The organism is Dactylosporangium sp. NPDC049525 (assembly GCF_040676755.1).
Classification (GTDB): Bacteria; Actinomycetota; Actinomycetes; order Mycobacteriales; family Micromonosporaceae; genus Dactylosporangium.
Genome location: NZ_JBFAPO010000069.1, coordinates 22769 through 40159 on the forward strand (window position 1 = coordinate 22769; position 17391 = coordinate 40159).

Annotated in this window: 17 protein-coding genes; 6 read left to right on the forward strand and 11 right to left on the reverse strand. The window is 73.4% G+C overall.

What is annotated here, in order from left to right; translation table 11 throughout:
• Window positions 1–354 (forward strand): VOC family protein, encoded by a 354-nt coding sequence (locus tag AB0K00_RS49970; RefSeq protein WP_363537606.1) that lies wholly within the window; start codon window positions 1–3, stop codon window positions 352–354.
• Between the two features lie 22 nt (window positions 355–376).
• Window positions 377–1219 (forward strand): isocitrate lyase/phosphoenolpyruvate mutase family protein, encoded by an 843-nt coding sequence (locus AB0K00_RS49975; RefSeq protein WP_363537607.1) that lies wholly within the window; start codon window positions 377–379, stop codon window positions 1217–1219.
• 127 nt (window positions 1220–1346) lie between these two features.
• On the opposite strand, the gene AB0K00_RS49980 is transcribed toward AB0K00_RS49975, so the two are convergent.
• From AB0K00_RS49980 to chrA, 4 genes are all read right to left on the reverse strand, one after another.
• A complete protein-coding gene (locus tag AB0K00_RS49980) occupies window positions 1347–2234 on the reverse strand; it encodes an alpha/beta hydrolase (RefSeq protein WP_363537609.1) in 888 nt (295 codons plus the stop codon).
• A 177-nt stretch (window positions 2235–2411) separates the two neighbouring features.
• Complete coding sequence (locus AB0K00_RS49985) at window positions 2412–2666, reverse strand: hypothetical protein (RefSeq protein WP_363537611.1); 255 nt, start codon at window positions 2664–2666, stop codon at window positions 2412–2414.
• 160 nt (window positions 2667–2826) lie between these two features.
• Window positions 2827–3570, reverse strand: coding sequence for a MarR family transcriptional regulator (locus AB0K00_RS49990; protein ID WP_363537612.1), 744 nt, complete (start codon window positions 3568–3570; stop codon window positions 2827–2829).
• Between the two features lie 47 nt (window positions 3571–3617).
• Complete coding sequence (gene chrA / locus AB0K00_RS49995) at window positions 3618–4754, reverse strand: chromate efflux transporter (RefSeq protein ID WP_363537614.1); 1137 nt, start codon at window positions 4752–4754, stop codon at window positions 3618–3620.
• 136 nt (window positions 4755–4890) lie between these two features.
• On the opposite strand from chrA, the gene AB0K00_RS50000 reads away from it, so the two are divergent.
• Window positions 4891–5670 (forward strand): DeoR/GlpR family DNA-binding transcription regulator, encoded by a 780-nt coding sequence (locus tag AB0K00_RS50000; RefSeq protein WP_363537616.1) that lies wholly within the window; start codon window positions 4891–4893, stop codon window positions 5668–5670.
• A gap of 6 nt (window positions 5671–5676) precedes the next feature.
• On the opposite strand, the gene AB0K00_RS50005 is transcribed toward AB0K00_RS50000, so the two are convergent.
• The gene (locus AB0K00_RS50005; RefSeq protein WP_363537618.1) at window positions 5677–6873 is read right to left on the reverse strand and encodes a DUF6596 domain-containing protein; all 1197 of its coding nucleotides are present in this window, start codon (window positions 6871–6873) and stop codon (window positions 5677–5679) included.
• Window positions 6870–7262 carry a YciI family protein gene (locus tag AB0K00_RS50010; protein ID WP_363537620.1) on the reverse strand — a complete coding sequence of 131 codons (393 nt, stop codon included), beginning with the start codon at window positions 7260–7262 and terminating at the stop codon, window positions 6870–6872. The genes AB0K00_RS50005 and AB0K00_RS50010 overlap by 4 nt, the downstream gene beginning before the upstream one ends.
• 76 nt (window positions 7263–7338) lie before the next feature.
• Here AB0K00_RS50010 and AB0K00_RS50015 point away from each other — a divergent pair, with 76 nt between their 5' ends.
• From AB0K00_RS50015 to AB0K00_RS50025, 3 genes are all read left to right on the forward strand, one after another.
• Window positions 7339–8169, forward strand: a complete 831-nt coding sequence (locus tag AB0K00_RS50015; protein ID WP_363537622.1) for an SMP-30/gluconolactonase/LRE family protein — start codon at window positions 7339–7341, stop codon at window positions 8167–8169.
• A gap of 37 nt (window positions 8170–8206) precedes the next feature.
• The gene (locus tag AB0K00_RS50020) at window positions 8207–8542 is read left to right on the forward strand and encodes a carboxymuconolactone decarboxylase family protein (RefSeq protein WP_363537624.1); all 336 of its coding nucleotides are present in this window, start codon (window positions 8207–8209) and stop codon (window positions 8540–8542) included.
• Window positions 8543–8678: 136 nt separating this feature from the next.
• A complete protein-coding gene (locus AB0K00_RS50025) occupies window positions 8679–11708 on the forward strand; it encodes a hypothetical protein (protein WP_363537626.1) in 3030 nt (1009 codons plus the stop codon).
• Window positions 11709–11803: 95 nt separating this feature from the next.
• Here AB0K00_RS50025 and AB0K00_RS50030 read toward each other — a convergent pair whose 3' ends face one another.
• The 5 genes from AB0K00_RS50030 to AB0K00_RS50050 all read right to left on the reverse strand — a co-directional run bounded on the left by AB0K00_RS50030 (window position 11804) and on the right by AB0K00_RS50050 (window position 17388).
• A complete protein-coding gene (locus AB0K00_RS50030; protein WP_363537628.1) occupies window positions 11804–12787 on the reverse strand; it encodes a hypothetical protein in 984 nt (327 codons plus the stop codon).
• A gap of 86 nt (window positions 12788–12873) precedes the next feature.
• A complete protein-coding gene (locus AB0K00_RS50035) occupies window positions 12874–14169 on the reverse strand; it encodes an aldehyde dehydrogenase family protein (RefSeq protein WP_363537630.1) in 1296 nt (431 codons plus the stop codon).
• The gene (locus tag AB0K00_RS50040; protein WP_363537632.1) at window positions 14166–15239 is read right to left on the reverse strand and encodes a hypothetical protein; all 1074 of its coding nucleotides are present in this window, start codon (window positions 15237–15239) and stop codon (window positions 14166–14168) included. Before AB0K00_RS50040 ends, AB0K00_RS50035 begins: the two co-directional genes overlap by 4 nt.
• Entirely contained in the window at window positions 15233–16462 is a 1230-nt protein-coding gene (locus tag AB0K00_RS50045) for an enolase C-terminal domain-like protein (protein WP_363537634.1), read from the reverse strand. Before AB0K00_RS50045 ends, AB0K00_RS50040 begins: the two co-directional genes overlap by 7 nt.
• Complete coding sequence (locus tag AB0K00_RS50050; protein WP_363537636.1) at window positions 16459–17388, reverse strand: 5-dehydro-4-deoxyglucarate dehydratase; 930 nt, start codon at window positions 17386–17388, stop codon at window positions 16459–16461. Before AB0K00_RS50050 ends, AB0K00_RS50045 begins: the two co-directional genes overlap by 4 nt.
• Window positions 17389–17391 lie beyond the last annotated feature (3 nt).

Sequence of the window (17391 nt, forward strand, 5' to 3'; positions counted from 1 at the left end):
ATGTCCGACCTCACCATCGCCCACGTGACCGTCGACTGCACCGACGCGGCCGCCCTCGCCGGCTTCTACGCGGCGCTGCTGGAGCGGCCTGTCGACCCGGACGCCGCCGAGTTCTTCGCCACCGTCGGCCGCTCGACCGGCGCCCAGCCGGTGCTCATGTTCATCAAGGTGCCGGACCGCACCCCGGGCAAGAACAGCATCCACCTGGACCTGCACACGTCGGACCTGCCGGGCGCCGTCGCGCGGGCCGTCGGCCTCGGCGCCAAGCAGGTCGCCGACTTCGCCGAGTACGGCGCGGTCTGGACGACCCTGAGCGACCCGGAGGGTAACCTCTTCGACATCGGCGCGAGCTGATCTTCTGGCTAGGGGGCACGACGTGGACCGGCGACAGCGTTTCGTGGACCTCCACCGGGAGGGCTGCTTCCTGCTGCCCAACGCGTGGGACGTCGGCAGCGCCCGGGTGCTGGAATCGGCCGGGTTCCCGGCCGTGGCGACCACCAGCGCCGGGATCGCGTTCTCCCTCGGCCGGCCGGACCACGACTTCTTCGCCGAGCACGGCCCACACGGCCGCCTCGACCGCGACACGATGATCCGGCGGGTCCGCGAGATCGCTGCGGAGGTCGCGGTACCCGTCAGCGCAGACCTCGAAGAGGGGTTCGGCGAGGCACCGGAGACGGTGGCGGCCACGGTCACGATGGCGCTCGCCGCCGGTGCCGCCGGCGGCAACATCGAGGACTTCACCGGCGAGCGGGCCCGCCCGCTGCACGACGCGGCGCTCGCGGCGGACCGGATCCGGGCCGCCCGGGCCGCCGTGGACGCCGCCGGCGAGCCGTTCGTCCTCGTCGGCCGCACCGACGCCCTGCTGGTCGGCGGCACCGTCGGCGACTGCGTCCAGCGGGCCAACGCCTACCTGGCGGCCGGCGCGCACTGCGCGTTCGTGCCGGGCGCCAGCGACGCCGCGACCATCGGCACCCTGGTCCGTGAGCTCGACGGCCCGCTCAACGTGGTCATGGGCCTGACCGGCAACGCACTGTCCCTGGACGACCTGCGCGAGCTGGGCGTGCGACGGGTCACCGTCGGCGGCAGCATCGCCCGCGCCATGTACCGCCACCTGCAGCGCGCCGCGCAGGAACTGGCGGAGCGCGGCACCTTCACGTATGCCGAGGACCAGCTCTCCCAGTCCGACCTCAACGACCTCTTCCGCGAACAGGACCGCTGACGGCCTGCCGCCGGTCACATGGCGCCGTGCTCGGCAGGCATCGACGGAGCTCCTCCGGCGGGCCGATCAGCTGCCGCAGGAGGGGAAGTCCTGCGGCAGCTGGTCGAGGTCGGGGTGAACCCCGGCGTCACAGGGACGGCGGGGCACCGCCGGAGTCGTCGAGGACGGCCCGCAGCCGCTGCGCGAAGGCCTCGGGCTGGCCGGCGTAGCCGTGCTCGCCGCCGAGGAAGCCGCCGTGGTGGCTCGGGAACACGGTCGCCTGCTGGCCGAGCAGTTCCGCGGTGGCCACGGCCGTGCGTGCGGTGAACGTGCCCGTGGACTCCTCGCCCACGGCGATCACGATGCGGGTCGGCGCCGCGGCGAGGGCGTCGGCGTCGGGGCGGTAGCTGCTGACCGCCCAGGACCGGTCGGACAGCAGCGGGTCGTCACGGGTGCCGTCGTCGTCGGCCGGCATGCCGAACTGCGCGGGATCCGGGACGGGCTGGGCGAAGTAGTCGTCCGTGTACTCGCCCAGCCACGACGTCATCGCGATGAAGGCGGCCATGCCCGCGTTCATCCCGCGGGCCTCGTACACCTCCCGGACGCCGGCGCGGGCGCGCTCGGCCGCCTCGGCGTCGGGGAGCAGCGGGATGATCGGTGGCTCGTGGGCCACGAGGGTGGTCACGTCCGCGGGATACGCCGCGACGAGGGCGAGTGCGGTCACCGCACCGCCGCTGCTGGCGAACATCTCGACCGGGCCGGCGCCGAGCGCCTCGATCACGGCGTGCACGTCGGCCGCCTGGCCGGTGGGCGTGCTGTCGACCCGGCCGTCCCTGCGCACGCTGCGGCCGAGGCCGCGCGGGTCGTAGGTGATCACGGTGCGGTCGGGGAAGAGCGCGGCGAGAGTGGTGAAGCCCCTCGCGTCCATCGGCTGGCCGATCATGAACAGCGGCGGCCGCCCATCGGCCGGCGGCAGCGGGCCGTGCACGTCATAGGCGATGTCGGCGTCGGCAATTGCAAGGATGTGCGTCGTCATGGCATTGCCCTCTCCCGTGGTGAGCACTCACCGGACCCTACCCGGGGCGAGCCGGATCGCCGTCCAGGACACCGCGCGGGCCGGTCCTGCGCCACGAGCGCGGCGTCGGCGCCGTCGGCCCGAAAGACGACCTTCCCGCTGAGCTGATGGGGTGCCCCAGGTGTGGGGCACCCCATGTCACTCGCCGATGACCAGTGCCTCGACGAGCGCGTGCCCGGGCGCGTCCGTTTCGAGGCGGCGCAGCGCGTCGGTGTACGCCGCCGGCGGCGCGCCGTGCTGCAGCCCGAGCGTGATCGCGGTGGCCAGGGCGTCGGCCAGGCCGGCCAGCGCCGATCCGTGCACGCCGGCCCGCAGGTCGACCCGGCTCAGCCCACCGTCGGGGCCGTGGCCGGTGGTCATGGCGCCCGGCACGCCGTCGATCGTGAACTCCACCGTGCATCCGGTCGCGCGGCGGTCCCGCGGCCCCGGCACTGCTGACGTCCCCGTCATCGATCCACCCCGTCCGGTCAGGCCGGCACCCCGTGGCCGGCGACGACACCGAACCGTAGGCCACCCGGGCCCGCACCGACAGCACCGACACGACCCGCCGGCCTCATCGGGTGTTTCCGGTGGGGTTGTCGATGGCGTGCAGCAGGAAGGTGATGCGCGTCCTGAGCTCGTCCGCGGCGCGCACGAACGGCGGATAGCCGGGCTCCGCCGCCGGATCGGGCAGGCTCCAGTGCGCCACCGCGGGGGTGCCGGGGAACCGCGGGCACACCTCCCGCACCCGGTCGCACAGGCTGATCACGTGGTCGAACCGCTGGCCGGCGAACACGTCCAGGTGCTTGGGGTGGCGGCCGCCGATGTCGATGCCGCAGGCCCGCATGGCGCGCACGGCGTTGGGGTGCACGGGTTTGGGGTGGCTGCCGGCGCTGGCGGCCTCGACCCGGGCACCGCCGAGCCGCTCCAGGAGCGCCTCGGCCATCTGCGAACGGGAGCTGTTGCCCGTGCACAGGAACAGCACCCGGACCGGTCGGCGCCGGGCCGGCCGCCGGCCCTGCCCGGCCGGCGGTTGCAGGGCGGCCGGGACCAGCTGGAGACCCGGGTGCAGCGCGGCGCCGGCGTCGGCGAGCCGGCCGCGGCACGCGGCGAGGTCGAGGCTGTAGTAGGTGTCGCGCCTGTCCGCGGAGCTGCGGCGCATGGTGACGAGGCCGCCGTCGCGCAGCTGGCCGAGGTGATAGGAGGTCAGGCTCTGCCGGTGGCCGGTCAGCTCCACCAGCTCGCGGACCTGCCGGTCGCTGCGCGCCAGCTCATGCAGCAGCTGCCACCGGACAGGGTGCCCGGTCAGACGTAGCACAGCAGGCGGCTCCACACGTCGACCTTACATCAAACCAGTTTGATCGATCAGCTCGGCAGTGGACCGCCCGCCAGGGCGATGACGACGCCGACGGCGCCCGCGGCGAGCAGGGTCGGCACGACGCCGCGCCGCAGCGGCAGCAGCAGGACGGCCGCGGCGGCGAGGACGGCATACTGCCACGGCTGCCGCAACGCGGCGGCGAGGAGGATCGCGGAGCCGAGGATCGCGCCGATCGCCGCGGGCCCGGCGCCGTCCAGGAACGCCCGGACCCGCTCGTCGGCGCGGAGCCGGTCGAAGCGGTGCGCGCCGAGCAGGATGAACGCAAACGACGGGCTGAACGCCACCGCGGAGGCGAGCAGCCCGCCCCCGATGCCCGCCGCGGCGTAGCCGACCACCGCGACGGTCTGCACGACCGGCCCGGGCGTGATCTGGCCCAGCGCGACGGCGTTGAGGAACTGCGCGTCCGTCATCCAGTGATAGTGGTCGACGGCATCGGCCCGCATGAGTGGAATGATCACGAAGCCGCCGCCGTAGGACAGCGCACCCACCTTCAGGGCGAGCCAGCTGATCGAGAGCAGCACGCCGCCGCCGAAGCTCGCCCCGGCCAGCAGCGGCACGGCAAAGGCCCGGCCCGCTCGTTGCGCGATCGTCTCGACCAGGCCGCACGCGAGCAGGACGAGGACGAGCCACGGGCCGAGCGTTGCCGCGGCCACGATCCCGGCGGCCAGATACGCCGCCCAGCGCCACCGGTTGCCCGCCGCCGAGGCCCGGCGCCAGCTCGCCGGGATGAGGCTGGACCCCGCCTGCACGGCCACTGCCGCGACGGCGGCGCCCGCGCCCGCGCCGGCGCCCTTCACCCACAGCGGCGGGGTGCCGGCGAGAAACACCACCGCGAGGGCGAGGATGAGGATCAGCCCCGGCACGATGAACGCGGCCCCGCCGACCAGGGCGCCGATCCTGCCCCGGACCCGCCAGGCGCAGAAGATCGCCAGCTGGGTGGAGGCAGGACCGGGCAGGAGGTTGCAGGCCGCCACGGCGTCCTCGAACTCGGTGGCGTCGAGCCACTTGCGGCGCTCGACACACAGCTGCCGCAGCAGGGCGATGTGTGCCGGCGGCCCGCCGAACCCGACACAACCGATGCGGCCCCACTCTTTCAGCACCGTGAGCAGCCCGACCGGATCCACGCCGCGGACACTACACCAATCCATTTTGATGCGTATTGGCGCAGCGGAGTAGCGCACCAGGCAGGTTCTTGGACCTTCCGGACGGAAACGAACTATCCTGACTGCGCGTTTGATCATTGTTGGAATCGGAGCCGCCATGCCGCAGAGTTCCCTGCGCCGGGCCGACCGCGTGTCGGCCATCCTCGAACGCGTGTCGGGCCTCGGCTCCGTCGACGCCGGTGAGCTCGCCGAGGAGTTCGGCGTCTCGGCCGCCACCATCCGCCGCGACCTTCAGGTTCTGGAGGACCAGAAGCTGCTGTCGCGCACCCACGGCGGCGCCGTCGCCGTCGACATGGCCTACGAGCTGCCGGTGCGCTACCGGGTCGGGCAGCACCGCGAGGAGAAGGCCCTCATCGCCCAGCGGGCCGCCGCCCTGCTGCCCCGCGGGCCCCTGACGCTCGGTCTCACCGGCGGCACGACCACGCACATCCTGTCCCGCCTGCTCGCCGAGCGGGTCGACCTCACGGTCGTGACCAACGCCCTCAACATCGCCGCCGAGCTCGCCCTGCGGCCCCGGCTGAAGCTCATCATGACCGGTGGGGTGTCCCGCACCCAGTCCTACGAGCTGGTCGGCCCGATCGCCGACCAGGCGCTGTCCGGCCTCAACATGGAGGTCGCCGTGGTCGGCGTCGACGGCATCAGCGCCCGCGGCGGCCTGACCACCCACGACGAGATCGAGGCGCACACCAACGCGGCGATGATCCGCCGCGCGGACCGGGTCGTGGTGGTCGCCGACGGCTCCAAGGTGGGCCGCAACTGCCTGGCGCGCATCTGCGCCATCACCGACGTGGCCGTCCTGGTCACCGACGCCGGCGCCGACCACGACCACGTGGAGGCGATCCGCCGCGCCGGCACCGAGGTCGTCGTCGCCGGGTAACCCGCCTCAGTCGCCGGCGCGCGCCTCGAGGTAGCGCCGCTCCGGCAGGCTCAGGGTCCGCTCGGCGGCGCGGCGGTAGTCCTCCCGCGCGGCCACCGGATCCCCGGCGAGCTCGTGCAGGTGCGCGCGGACGGCGAACAGCCGGTGGTGCCCGGCCAGTGCCGGCGCGACGGCGGCGACCTGCTCTAGCCCGGCGCGCGGGCCGTGCACCATCGCGACGGCGACGCTGCGGCTCAGCGCCACCATCGGCCCCGGCGCCAGGTGCTGCAGCAGGTCGTAAAGGCCGAGGATCTGCGGCCAGTCGGTGTCCTGCGCCCGGCCGGCCTCGTCGTGCACGGCGGCGATCGCGGCCTGCACCTGGAACGGGCCGACCGGCGCGGTGGACAGCGCGTCGGCGACCAGCGCGGTGCCCTCCGCGATCAGGCCGTGGTCCCAGCGGGTGCGGTCCTGTTCCGTGAGCGGCACGAGCGCGCCGTCGGGGCGGGTGCGGGCCGGGCGGCGGGCGTCGGTGAGCAGCATCAGCGCCAGCAGCCCCTTGACCTCGCCGTCGCCGGGCAGGAGCCGGGCCAGCTGCCGCGTGAGGCGGATCGCCTCGCTACTGAGGTCCACCCGGTGCAGCGCCTCGCCGGACGTGGCGGTGTAGCCCTCGTTGAAGACGAAGTAGAGCACCTGCAGCACCGCCGGCAAGCGCTCCGGCAGCGAGGTCGCCGCGGTGCTGCCGAAGCCGACGCCGTGCTGCCGAAGCCGCTGCTTGGCACGGCTGATGCGCTGCCCGACCGCGGCGTCCGGCTGCAGCAGCCCGCGGGCGATCTCGGCGGTGGTCAGTCCGGCGACCGCGCGCAGCGTCAACGCCGTCTGCGCGGCCGGCGGCAGGCACGGATGGCAGCACAGCAGCAGCAGGACGAGGGTGTCGTCGTCCGCCGGTACCGACGGCGCGGCCGACGGCGACAGCGCGGCCGCGGTGTGCTCCCGCCGGCGACGGGCCACGTCACCGCGGAGCATCTCGACCCGCCGCCGCGACGCGACGGTGATCAGCCAGCCGGCCGGGTTGTCCGGCACGCCATCGACCGGCCACTGCGCGGCGGCCGCGATCAGGGCCTCCTGCACGGCGTCCTCGCAGGTCTCGAAGTCGCCGTGCCGGCGCACGAGCACGCCCAGCACCTGCGGCACGAGCGGGCGCAGCAGGTCGTCGAGGCCGGTCACCGCACCAGGTCGGCGGCGTCGATCGCCGGCCGGACCTCGACCAGCCCGAGGGACGACTCCGGCACCCGCTCGGCGATCCGCACGGCGCGGTCCAGGTCCGCGCAGTCGACCAGGATGAACCCGGCGAGGTGCTCTTTCACCTCCGCGAACGGGCCGTCGGCGGACTGGCTCCCGGCGGACTGGCCCCCGGCGGGCTGACCCTTGGCCGGGAGCCGCCGACCCTGGGCCGGGTCCGCGAGCGCGTGCGACACGACCAGCTCGCCGGAGCGTTCCAGCTCGGCGGTGAGTTCGGCGTAGTACTGGATCCCGGCCTCCTGCTGCTCCCGGGTGAAATTCGACCAGGTCTCCCGGGACAGCGGGTTGCTGTGGATCAGAATCATGAACTTCATGCAAAAAGTCTGCCCCAGCTTCGACACCCCCGGTGACGTGCCCACGAAGGGTTCGCCGGTACAGATGGAGGAAGCTGTGACAGCACTGCGCACGCTGGTGTCCGGGCTCGCCATGGGCGAGTCGCCGCGCTGGCACGACGGCCGCCTGTGGTTCTCCGACATGGGGACGAAGGTGGTGACGGCGGTCGACCTCGACGGCCGCGCCGAGGTGGTCGCCGAGGTGCCCGGCATGCCGATGGGCCTGGGCTGGCTGCCCGACGGCACGATGCTCATCGTGTCCTCCGACGGCCGGCTCCTGCGGCGCGAGCCCGACGGTGCGCTGGCGACCCAGGCCGACCTGACCGGCCTGTCCGCCTTCCCGTGGAGCGACATGGTGGTCGACGGGCGCGGCAACGCGTACATCGGCAACATCGGCTTCGACTTCGCCGCCCGCGACGAACAGCCCGCGGGTGGTGCCCATCCCGGCACCGTCGCGCTGGTCACCCCCGACGGCACCGCCCGCATCGTCGCCGAGGACACCGCGTTTCCCAACGGCATCGCCGTCACACCGGACAACGCCACGCTGATCCTGGCCGAGTCGTACGCCAACCGGCTCACCGCGTTCGACATCGACGCCGGCGGCGGCCTGTCCAACCGGCGCCTCTGGGCCGACCTCGGCGACGGCGTCCCGGACGGCATCTGGCTCGACCAGGAGCAGGCCGTCTGGTACGCCGACGTGCCCAACCAGCGTTGCGTCCTGGTCCGTGAGGGCGGCGAGGTCCTGCGGACCGTGGACGCGGACCGCGGCTGCTTCGCGTGCGTCCTGGGCAGCCCCGGCGACCGGACGCTGTTCGTCATGGCGGCGCGGTGGCCCGACTGCATGGACGGCAACCTGCGCACCGGCCAGGTCCTCGCGGTCGACGTGTAGACGCTTACCTCGCAGGGAATTGGTTCGCCGCGCCACGATGGCGAAAGCGCCGACGCTGGTGAACGCGTTCGTCGCGGTGTCCGGACAGTTCGGCGGCACCCGCTTCACCGGTGGCGAGCGGCAGGTGCTGCTGCTGTCCAACGCCGTGGCGAACCGGTGCGCCTGGGCGGTCGCGTTCCACTCGACGATGGCGCTCAAGGAGGGCGTCGAACCCGGTGACGTCGACGCGGTCCGGCACCCATTCACGGCGCGCTGCGGCGGGTGCTGCGCCACCATGAGCCGTTCCCGGCGGTCCTGCTCGACCGGCACCGGCCATGGAGGACTTCCGCTGGTCATAGCACAACCGCTCGCCTCTTGCGGCAGGGTTACATAAATAATCTATGCTCAGCGTTGTCGGAGTTGACGACCCCTCACCGTCAACCAGGACGCAACGAACAACCAGGACGCAACGAACCCCCTCAGGTGCGATCGGCGCGCCCCTGTTCCCGCCGAACAGGAAGTAGACGAACGTGAGGATCCGATCCAAACCCCTCCTCGCCGTGGTGGCCGCAGCCGTGCTGATGCTGCCCATGGCGCAGGTGTCCGCCGCGACCGCGGCAACCTTCTACGCCTCCCCGGCCGGTGCCGGGTCGTCGTGCACGCAGGCGGCGCCGTGTTCGCTGGCGGGCGCGCAGAGCGCGGTGCGCGCGAAGCTGGCGGCCGATCCCGGTGCCGACGTCCAGGTGCTGCTCGCGGATGGCACGTACCAGTTGGCCAGCACGTGGAAGTTCACCGCGGCCGACTCGGGCAGCGCGGGCCATCCCGTCGTGTGGCGCGCCGCGCCCGGCGCCGTCCCGGTGATCTCCGGCGCGACCCGGGTGACCGGTTGGACGCAGGAAGGCAGTGCCTGGTCCGCGCCGGTGCCGGCCGGCAGCGCAACCCGGCAGGTGTACGTCGATGGCAAGGCCGTGCCGGTGGCCCGGGCCACGCTGGCGGACCTCGGGTGGAACGGGAGCTGGACCGGGTCGTCGACCGGGTACTCCATCAACGGCGACGCCAACGCGAAGGCGTGGTTCGGCGCGCGCACGGCGTCCGAGGTGGCGCGGGTCGAGTTCGACTACCCCGGCGGCAATGGCCCGTGGACCGAGTCCCGCTGCCCGGTCGCGAGCTACTCCGCGAGCACCGCGACACTGACGATGGCGCAGCCCTGCTGGACCAACGTCACCAACCGGGCCGGCTTCAGCCAGGGCAGCGGCGGCCTGCCGTCGATGTCGGTGAGCACCAAGCCGACCCGGGTCGACAACGCCAGGGCGCTGCTCAGCCCCGGCGAATGGTTCCTGGACGCGGCGGCGAACAAGCTGTACTACCAGCCCGAGTCCTGGCAGCAGATGCAGAACCTCGACGTGCAGCTGCCCCGCCTGGAGTCGCTGCTGCAGGGCGCGGGCACGCTCGCCAACCCGCTGCATGACGTCACGTTCACCGGGTTGCAGTTCTCCTACGCCACCTGGAACGACCCGTCCCGCCCGGCGGGCTTCTCCGACGTGCAGAGCAACCTGCGCATCACCGAAGGCCGCAACCAGGGCATGTGCACCTTCGCGAATCCCGCGGGCAGCTGCCCCTGGGGCGCGCTGACCCAGCCCCTCGCCAACGTCGCGTTCACCGCCACCAGCAACGTCAGCCTGACCGGCAACCGGTTCGTCAACCTCGGCGGTGCCGGCCTCAGCGTCATGTACGGCGCGCGCAACACCCTCATCCAGGGCAACGAGTTCACCGACATCGCCTCGACGGCGCTGCTGCTGGGCTGCACCTACGACCCGACGCCGACGAACGCGGGCGAGGCGCAGGGGATCAAGAACCATTGCACGCCCGACCCCGCAGCGGTCAGCGGCGACAGCATCGGCCTCAACGAGATCCTCACGAACACCACCGTGTCCAACAACGTGATCCACCACATCGGCACCGAGTACTCCTCCGCGTGCGGCATCACGCTGTTGTTCTCCCGCGGCACGAAGATCACCAACAACGTGCTCTACGACCTGCCGTACACGGCGATCACCGCGGGCGTCATCCAGGGCCACGTGGACCAGGCGAGCACGCCGCAGAACTCCACCAACATCAACGAGAACAACACGATCAGCAACAACCTGTTCCACGACTACATGTCGGTGCGCCAGGACGGCGGTGCCATCTACGTCGAGGGCCACCAGGCCGGTTACGTCAACAAGACCGACGGCACCATCGACCCCGTCGCGACGCTCGCGAAGGGCCTGCAGGTCAAGGGCAACGTCGCCTTCAACGGGCGCTCCACCAACTTCACGTACTACGACGACGCCGGCGCCGAATGGATCAACTGGGAGGGCAACGTCGCCTTCAGCGCCGGCGGCTCCGCGCAGGGCGGCTGCAGCCCCACCGGCCACTTCTGGATCCGGAACAACTACTTCTCCGCCCCCGTGCAGTCGTACCCGTGCGCCGCCCCGGTCGACACGAACGCCTCCGGCAACGTCTCGATCCCGGCGACCCCCGGCCCCAGTCACATCCCGGCGAGCATCCTCGCCGCGGCGGGGCTGACGTCCGCGTACGTCGCCCTGCCGAACGCCGGCGCGCCGCAGGTCCGGTACATCTCCCCCACGAACGCCACCCAGGTGCTCATCGGCGGGCACGGCTTCACCGCCACGACACCGGTCTACGTCAAGAACGTGCGGGTCACCGGGGTGCAGTTCGTCTCCGGCGGATTCCTCGTCGTGCCCATCCCCGCCGGGACCACGACGGCCGACATCCGCGTCGGCGACGGCAGCGGCGGCCCGGTCACTCCCGGCCGCATCGACAACACTGACAGCCGCATCGCGTACAGCGGCTTCACCCTGCAGTCCGGCCGGACCTTCGGCGACCTCAACGGCGACATCCACTTCGCCACCGCCAACGGATCCACCGCCACCCTCACGTTCACCGGCACCGGCATCGCCGTCTACGGCGAGCAGAACACCGACCAGGGCAACCTCGGCATCAGCATCGACGGCGGCACCCAACAGACCGTCAGCACCATCCCCACCGACGGCGTACGCCACGCCAACGTCGCCGTCTACACCAGAACCGGCCTCACCGCCGGCACCCACACCATCGTCGTCACCAAACTGTCCGGCAGCTACGCCGTCCTCGACGGGTTCGCGGTCACCAGCTCGAGCCCGGCCACGACCCGGTTGGATGACACCGACAGCCGTATCGCGTACAGCGGCTTCACCCTGCAATCGGGCCGGACCTTCGGCGACCTCAACGGCGACATCCACTTCGCCACCGCCAACGGATCCACCGCCACCCTCACGTTCACCGGCACCGGCATCGCCGTCTACGGCGAGCAGAACACCGACCAGGGCAACCTCGGCATCAGCATCGACGGCGGCACCCAACAGACCGTCAGCACCATCCCCACCGACGGCGTACGCCACGCCAACGTCGCCGTCTACACCAGAACCGGCCTCACCGCCGGCACCCACACCATCGTCGTCACCAAACTGTCGGGCAACTACGCCGTCCTCGACGGATTCGCGGTGACCTCGGCCTGACCATCGCCGATCAGGAGCCGGGTGACGGTGCGCCGCTACCGCGCCATCACCCGGCTCGTCGGCCACCGGACCGGCGCGGAGCCGGCATCGCCGGGTCAGGCCGAGATCAGGGTCGTTGCCCGGTGGTCCCAGGATCGATCGCAGGCCAGCACGTACAGGTTGTAGCCGCGGCTGATCACCACACCGGTCGGGTTCGCCCAGGTGTCGTCGGTCTCCTCGACCGGCCGCCAGGTGGGTTCCTGCAGGTCCCATTCGCCGGTCGCGGCGGTGAGCACCAGGCTCGTGTCGGCGCCGCACGTGGAGCAGGCCACCGGGAACGGGCCTCCGCCGAGCGCCAGCGACATGAGACCGCCGACCTTCCACCCGTCGGCGTTGGACAGGTCGCGGTACGAGTACCCGGTCCGCTCCCGCAACTCCTCCGCCCGCGCCCGCAGTTCCTCCGGCAGCAGATCCTGGTCCGGGTATTCGACGACCTGCTCCGGATGCAGCACGCAGGGGTCGGGCAGGTGGTCGTCGAGCACCACGACCGGCTGCGGTGGCTCGGCCAGCACCTCGCCGACGTCGGCGCTGCGGCGCCACCGCATCTCCACCCGGGGACCGTAGTCGTCGTCCGGATGCACCAGCGGGCACCAGAGCACCTGCAGCAGGTCGGCGTCCCGCGGTCCGCCGAGGCCGGGGACGTCACGGCGGTACACCTGCGCGACCGGCACCAGCGCGATCGGCGCCCGGGCCAGCTCATATGGCTCTGAAGCGTCCCACTCCGGCATCGCGGCCCGCTCCTCGGGCGTCAGCTCGGCCGAGCCGCCGGCGGCGGCGCGTGCGGCCGCGGCGGCGAGCACGGCCCGGGCCCGGCGGACCGTCTCCGGGCGGCGGACGGGGAAGAACTCCTCGTCGTGCGGCTCGGTGCAGGTCGGCCACGGCTCGTCCGCCGGCCACAGCAGCGGCCCGCCCACCGAGCTGTCGCCCGCGGTCGGGGTGCCGGGCCGGGGATGCAGCCGGACGGTGGTCGTCGCGGCCGCGCGCAGTTCGGGGAACTCCTCGGCCAGGTCCACCGGCCGTTGCGGCGTCGTTCGCACCATAACCGCGCATCGTAGGTGGCCGGGAGGCTCGGCATGCTGCGTTTCCATGGTGTGATCGCCGGGCGGTGGAGCATCCTGAACGCCGTCTACATGAAGGTCCTCGAGACGACCTGACCGCCCGTGGCCAGCTCGGGTGGGAAGCCCTGCAGGGCGACCGGGCGCAGGAAGCGGTCGACGGCCTGGGTGCCGACCGAGGTGTGCAGCGGGTTCGAGGCCGACGGCCACGGCCCGCCGTGGTGCATCGCCTCGCAGACCGCGACGCCGGTGGGGACGCCGTTGAGGATGACCCGCCCGGCCAGGGGGATCAGCGCGGCCAGCAACGCCGGCAGCAGCTCGTCGGCGGGGTCGGCCAGGATCGTCGCGGTGAGGGAGCCGGGCAGGGCGGCGGCGATCTCGGCGTAGCGTTCGACGGGGGCGCGCAGGACGACGGCCGCCGGGCCGAAGTGCTCTTCGAGGAGTTCGCCGTCGAGCGCGTCGACCTCGACGGTGAACGCGTGCCGGGGTGACGCGCCGCCGGTCACCACACCGTGACCGGCGGCGCGGGTCCGCCACTGCGCGTGCGCGTCCGCCATCGCCGGGGTCAGCATCCGCTCGAACGGATCGGCCGCCGCGACGGCGGTACCGAACGCCGCAGTGAAAGCATTGGAAGCAGTGGAAGCGGGCACGACGACGAGCCCGGGCTTGGTGCACAGCTGCCCGGCCGAGCCGGTGACGGCGGCGGCGAGCGTCGCCGGCCAGGTCGGCACCGGCAGCGCCGACGGCAGGACGAAGACCGGGTTCAGCGAGCCCATCTCCGCGTACACGGGGATCGGGTCGGGGCGGGCCGCGGCCGCGTCCATGAGCGCCCGCCCGCCGGACGGGGACCCGGTGAAGGCGACCGCCCGGATCGACGGGTCGCGCACCAGCGCGATGGAGGCGTCCGCGCCACCGTGCACGAGGCGGAACATGCCGTCGGGCAGGACCTCGGTCGCGATGCCGGCGAGGAGGTCCGCGGTGCGTGGCTGGGCCGGGTGGGCCTTGACGACGACGGGGCAGCCGGCGGCGAGCGCGGCGGCCGTGTCGCCGCCGAGGACCCCGAAGGCAAGGGGGAAGTTCGACGCGGCGAACACCGCGACCGGCCCGACCGGGACGCGGATCCGCACGACGTCGGCGCCGCCGGCCGCGGCGCCGGGTGCGATGACCGCGGCGCCGGCCGTGGCGATACGGTCCCCGAGGAGCCGCAGTTGGCCGGTGGTGCGGTCGAGTTCGGCGGTGAGCCGGGCCTCGCCGAGGCCGGTCTCGGCGGCGGCGACCGGCAGGATCCGGTCGCGGGCACCGGTCAGTGCGTCGGCGAGGGCGTGCAGCGCGGCACGGCGCCGGTCGGGGTCCCAGGTGCGGTTCACGGCTTCTCCAGCGTCTCGGCGATGGTGTGCAGGGTCCGCCACCCGGAACGCGAGGCGAGCCCGAGGTGATACAGGCTGATGCCGGCGGCCCCGGCGGCGACCAGTGCCCGCACGTGCCCGGGCAGGTCCGCCCCGGCCAGCGCGGTCACGTAGGCGTGGACCGTCGCACCCTGCGCGGCGGCGCCCGCGACCGCGGCCACGGTCTCAGGTGTGCCGGCCCAGGCGTTGAGCAGCAGGCGTCCCGAGGCGGCGTGGCCGGGCGACGGCCCGGTGGCCCACGGGTCGGTGGAGGCGTGCAGCAGCACCGGGATGCCGTCGAGGGCGGCGGTGCACTGCGCCCGCATCGCCGCCGCGGCCCGCAGCCGGGCGCCGACGACGACCGCGGTGTCATCGGGCGGCAGCGGCCCGTGCCGGAGCCGGTCGGCGATCCGGTCGGGGTCGGCGCCCGCGGCGGCCCACCCGCGCCGGCACGCGGCGCAGCAGCAGACCGACAGCCGCCGCTGTTCGTCGAGGTCCCAGGCGCCGCTGGTCTTGTCGTGGTGCCCGGCGTGCGCGACGCCCATCTGCCCGCACGACTCGAGGGACACGGCGCGCACCGGCACGTCCCGGACCGCCTCGGCGGTGAGCAGCGCCGCGTAGTCGCGCACCTCCGTCCATGATGGACACAGCGCGTAGGGGTACCGGTCGCCGAAGCAGTTGACGACCGTGACGTCGGGGTGTTCGGTGCCGAGGCGGGTGTTGTGGGTCAGCACCACCCACGCCGTGACGCCGAGCCCGCGCGCGTGCAGGGCCGCGGCGGCGGCGCGGAAGGGGTCGGGGTCGCCGGTCCAGTCCGGCGCGAGCGGGGCGAGCCGCCGGCCGTGCCACGCCGATGCGCGCACCGGCCGGTAGAGCGCCGCGTACCGGGCCTCGACGACCCGGTGGCGCGGGTGCAGCGGGGTCGCGGCGCGGACGCTGTGATACGCCGCGGCGAGCGTCACGGTGTCGAGGCGCAGCGCCGTGGCCCGGTCGGCGAACGCGGGGTCGCCGAGCACGTCCCAGCAGTACGCGTGTCCGGCCAGCGTCACCATCGCGGGCGCAGCTTCCGGTACGCCGGATCCACGGTGCGCATGTAGGCGGTGTCGTCGCGGACCCGGATCCCGCAGCGCTCGTAGCGCTCGTGCAGGCGGGCGAGCTGGTCCCGGTCGAGCTCGACGCCCAGCCCCGGCGACGACGGCACCGCGACCGAGCCGTCCACGATGGGCAGTGGCGCGGTGACCACGTCGACGCCGTCCTGCCACGGGGTGTGGGTGTCCGCGGCGTAGGTGAGGTTCGGCAGGGCCGCGCCGAGCTGGACCATGGCGGCAAGGCTGATGCCGAGGTGGCTGTTGGAGTGCATGGAGACGCCGACGTCCCACGCCCGGCACACGGCGGCGAGGTCGGCCGACGCCCGCAGCCCGCCCCAGAAGTGGTGGTCGGCGAGGACGACGCCGACCGCACCCTGGGTGAACGCGGGCCGCAGGTGATCGGTCCGCACGACGCACATGTTGGTCGCGAGGGGCATCGGCGCGTCGCGGGCGACCTCGGCCATGCCGTCGATGCCGGGCGTCGGGTCCTCGAGATACTCCAGGAGGCCGGCGGTGGCCACGGCGACCTTCGCCGACGTGTCGACGGTCCAGGCGCAGTTGGGGTCGAGCCGCAGCGGATGCTCGGGGAACGCGGCCCGCAGCGCCTGGATCGCCTCGATCTCCACCGCCGGCTCGTAGACGCCGCCCTTGAGCTTGATGGACCGGAAGCCGTACCGGTCCACGAACAGCCGCGCCTGCGCCACGAGCCCGTCGGGGTCGAGCGCGGCACCGAATCCGTCCTCCGTGGACGACGGATGAGCGCCCCACTTGTAGAACAGGTAGGCGGAGAACGCGACGTGGTCGCGGACCCGCCCGCCGAGCAACGCGTGCACGGGCCGGCCCACCGCGCGGGCCTGCACGTCGAGGCACGCGACCTCGAACGGCGCGAACACCCGCGCCACCGGATCCTGCCGGTCGGCCCGCTCGGCGCGGTCGCAGCCGGCCGCGACCGCGCGGCGCCCCGCGGCGAGGTCGAACGGGTCGACGCCAGCCAGGGCCGCCGCGGCCCGGCGGACCTGGTCGAGGTGCGGCGCGTCGCCGAAGGTCTCCCCCAGCCCGATCAGGCCGTCGCCGCAGTCGAGCTCGACGATCGTGCGCAGCGCCCACGGCTCGTGCACGCCGGCCGAGTTGAGCAGCGGCGGGTCCGGGAACGCGACCGGCGTCACCACCGCCGCGACGATCCTCACGCGGCCGCCCGCAGGTCGCGCAGCGCCGCCCGGCCCGCGGCGAGGATCTCGGCGAGCCGCTCCACATGGGACTCGGTGGCGTCCACCAGCGGCGGCCGGACCGGCCCCATGTCCAGTCCGCCGAGCCGGGCACCGGCCTTGACCAGGGCGACGGCGTAACCCGGCACCTGGTCGCGCAGCGCCACGAACGGCAGGTAGAACGCCGCCAGGAGGGTCTGCACGGTCGCTGCGTCGCCGGTGTCGACGGCGCGGTAGAAGGCGGTGGCGATGTCGGGGGCGAAGCACAGCACGGCCGAGGAGTAGCTTTCCACGCCGATCGACCGGTACGCCTGCACCGACAGCTCCGCGGTCGGCAGCCCGTTGAGGAAGCCGAACGACGCGGCCCGCGGGTGGCCGCTGGTGCGGATCGCGGTGACGAGGCCGAGCATCGCGCTGACGTCACCGCGGCCGTCCTTGATCCCGGCGACGGTGGGCAGGTCGAGCAGCGCGACGGCGGCGGCCTGGTCGAGCACCGCGTTGGCCCGCTGGTAGACGGTGATCGGCAGGTGGGTGCTCTCGGCCACGAACCGGACGTGCTCGACCAGCCCGGCCGGCGTGGAGTGCACCAGGTACGGCGGCAGGAGCAGCAGCCCGTCCGCGCCGGACTCGGCCGCCGCGGCGGCGAAGTCGCGGGCCATCTGCGCGCCGCCGCCGGTGCCGGCGAACACCGGCACCCGGCCGGCGGCGACCCCGACGGCCGCGGTGACGACGTCGCGGTACTCCTGCGGCGAGAGACTGGTGAACTCGCCGGTGCCGCAGGCGACGAACAGGGCGCTCGGGCCGGCCGCCACCTGCTGCTCGACGTGCTCGGTGAACACGGCGAGGTTCACCTTGCCGTCCTCGGTGAACGGGGTCAGCGGAAACGACAGCAGGCCACGGAGGTGCATGGG

What these genes read in the sequence shown, in the direction of transcription:
- AB0K00_RS50000 (WP_363537616.1), top strand. Translation starts at nt 4,891, where the DNA reads ATGCCGCAGAGTTCCCTGCGCCGGGCCGACCGCGTGTCGGCCATCCTC.
- AB0K00_RS49980 (WP_363537609.1), bottom strand. Translation starts at nt 2,234, where the DNA reads ATGACGACGCACATCCTTGCAATTGCCGACGCCGACATCGCCTATGAC.
- AB0K00_RS50010 (WP_363537620.1), bottom strand. Translation starts at nt 7,262, where the DNA reads ATGAAGTTCATGATTCTGATCCACAGCAACCCGCTGTCCCGGGAGACC.
- AB0K00_RS50050 (WP_363537636.1), bottom strand. Translation starts at nt 17,388, where the DNA reads ATGCACCTCCGTGGCCTGCTGTCGTTTCCGCTGACCCCGTTCACCGAG.
- AB0K00_RS50020 (WP_363537624.1), top strand. Translation starts at nt 8,207, where the DNA reads ATGGCGAAAGCGCCGACGCTGGTGAACGCGTTCGTCGCGGTGTCCGGA.
- AB0K00_RS50040 (WP_363537632.1), bottom strand. Translation starts at nt 15,239, where the DNA reads ATGGTGACGCTGGCCGGACACGCGTACTGCTGGGACGTGCTCGGCGAC.
- AB0K00_RS49970 (WP_363537606.1), top strand. Translation starts at nt 1, where the DNA reads ATGTCCGACCTCACCATCGCCCACGTGACCGTCGACTGCACCGACGCG.
- AB0K00_RS50030 (WP_363537628.1), bottom strand. Translation starts at nt 12,787, where the DNA reads ATGGTGCGAACGACGCCGCAACGGCCGGTGGACCTGGCCGAGGAGTTC.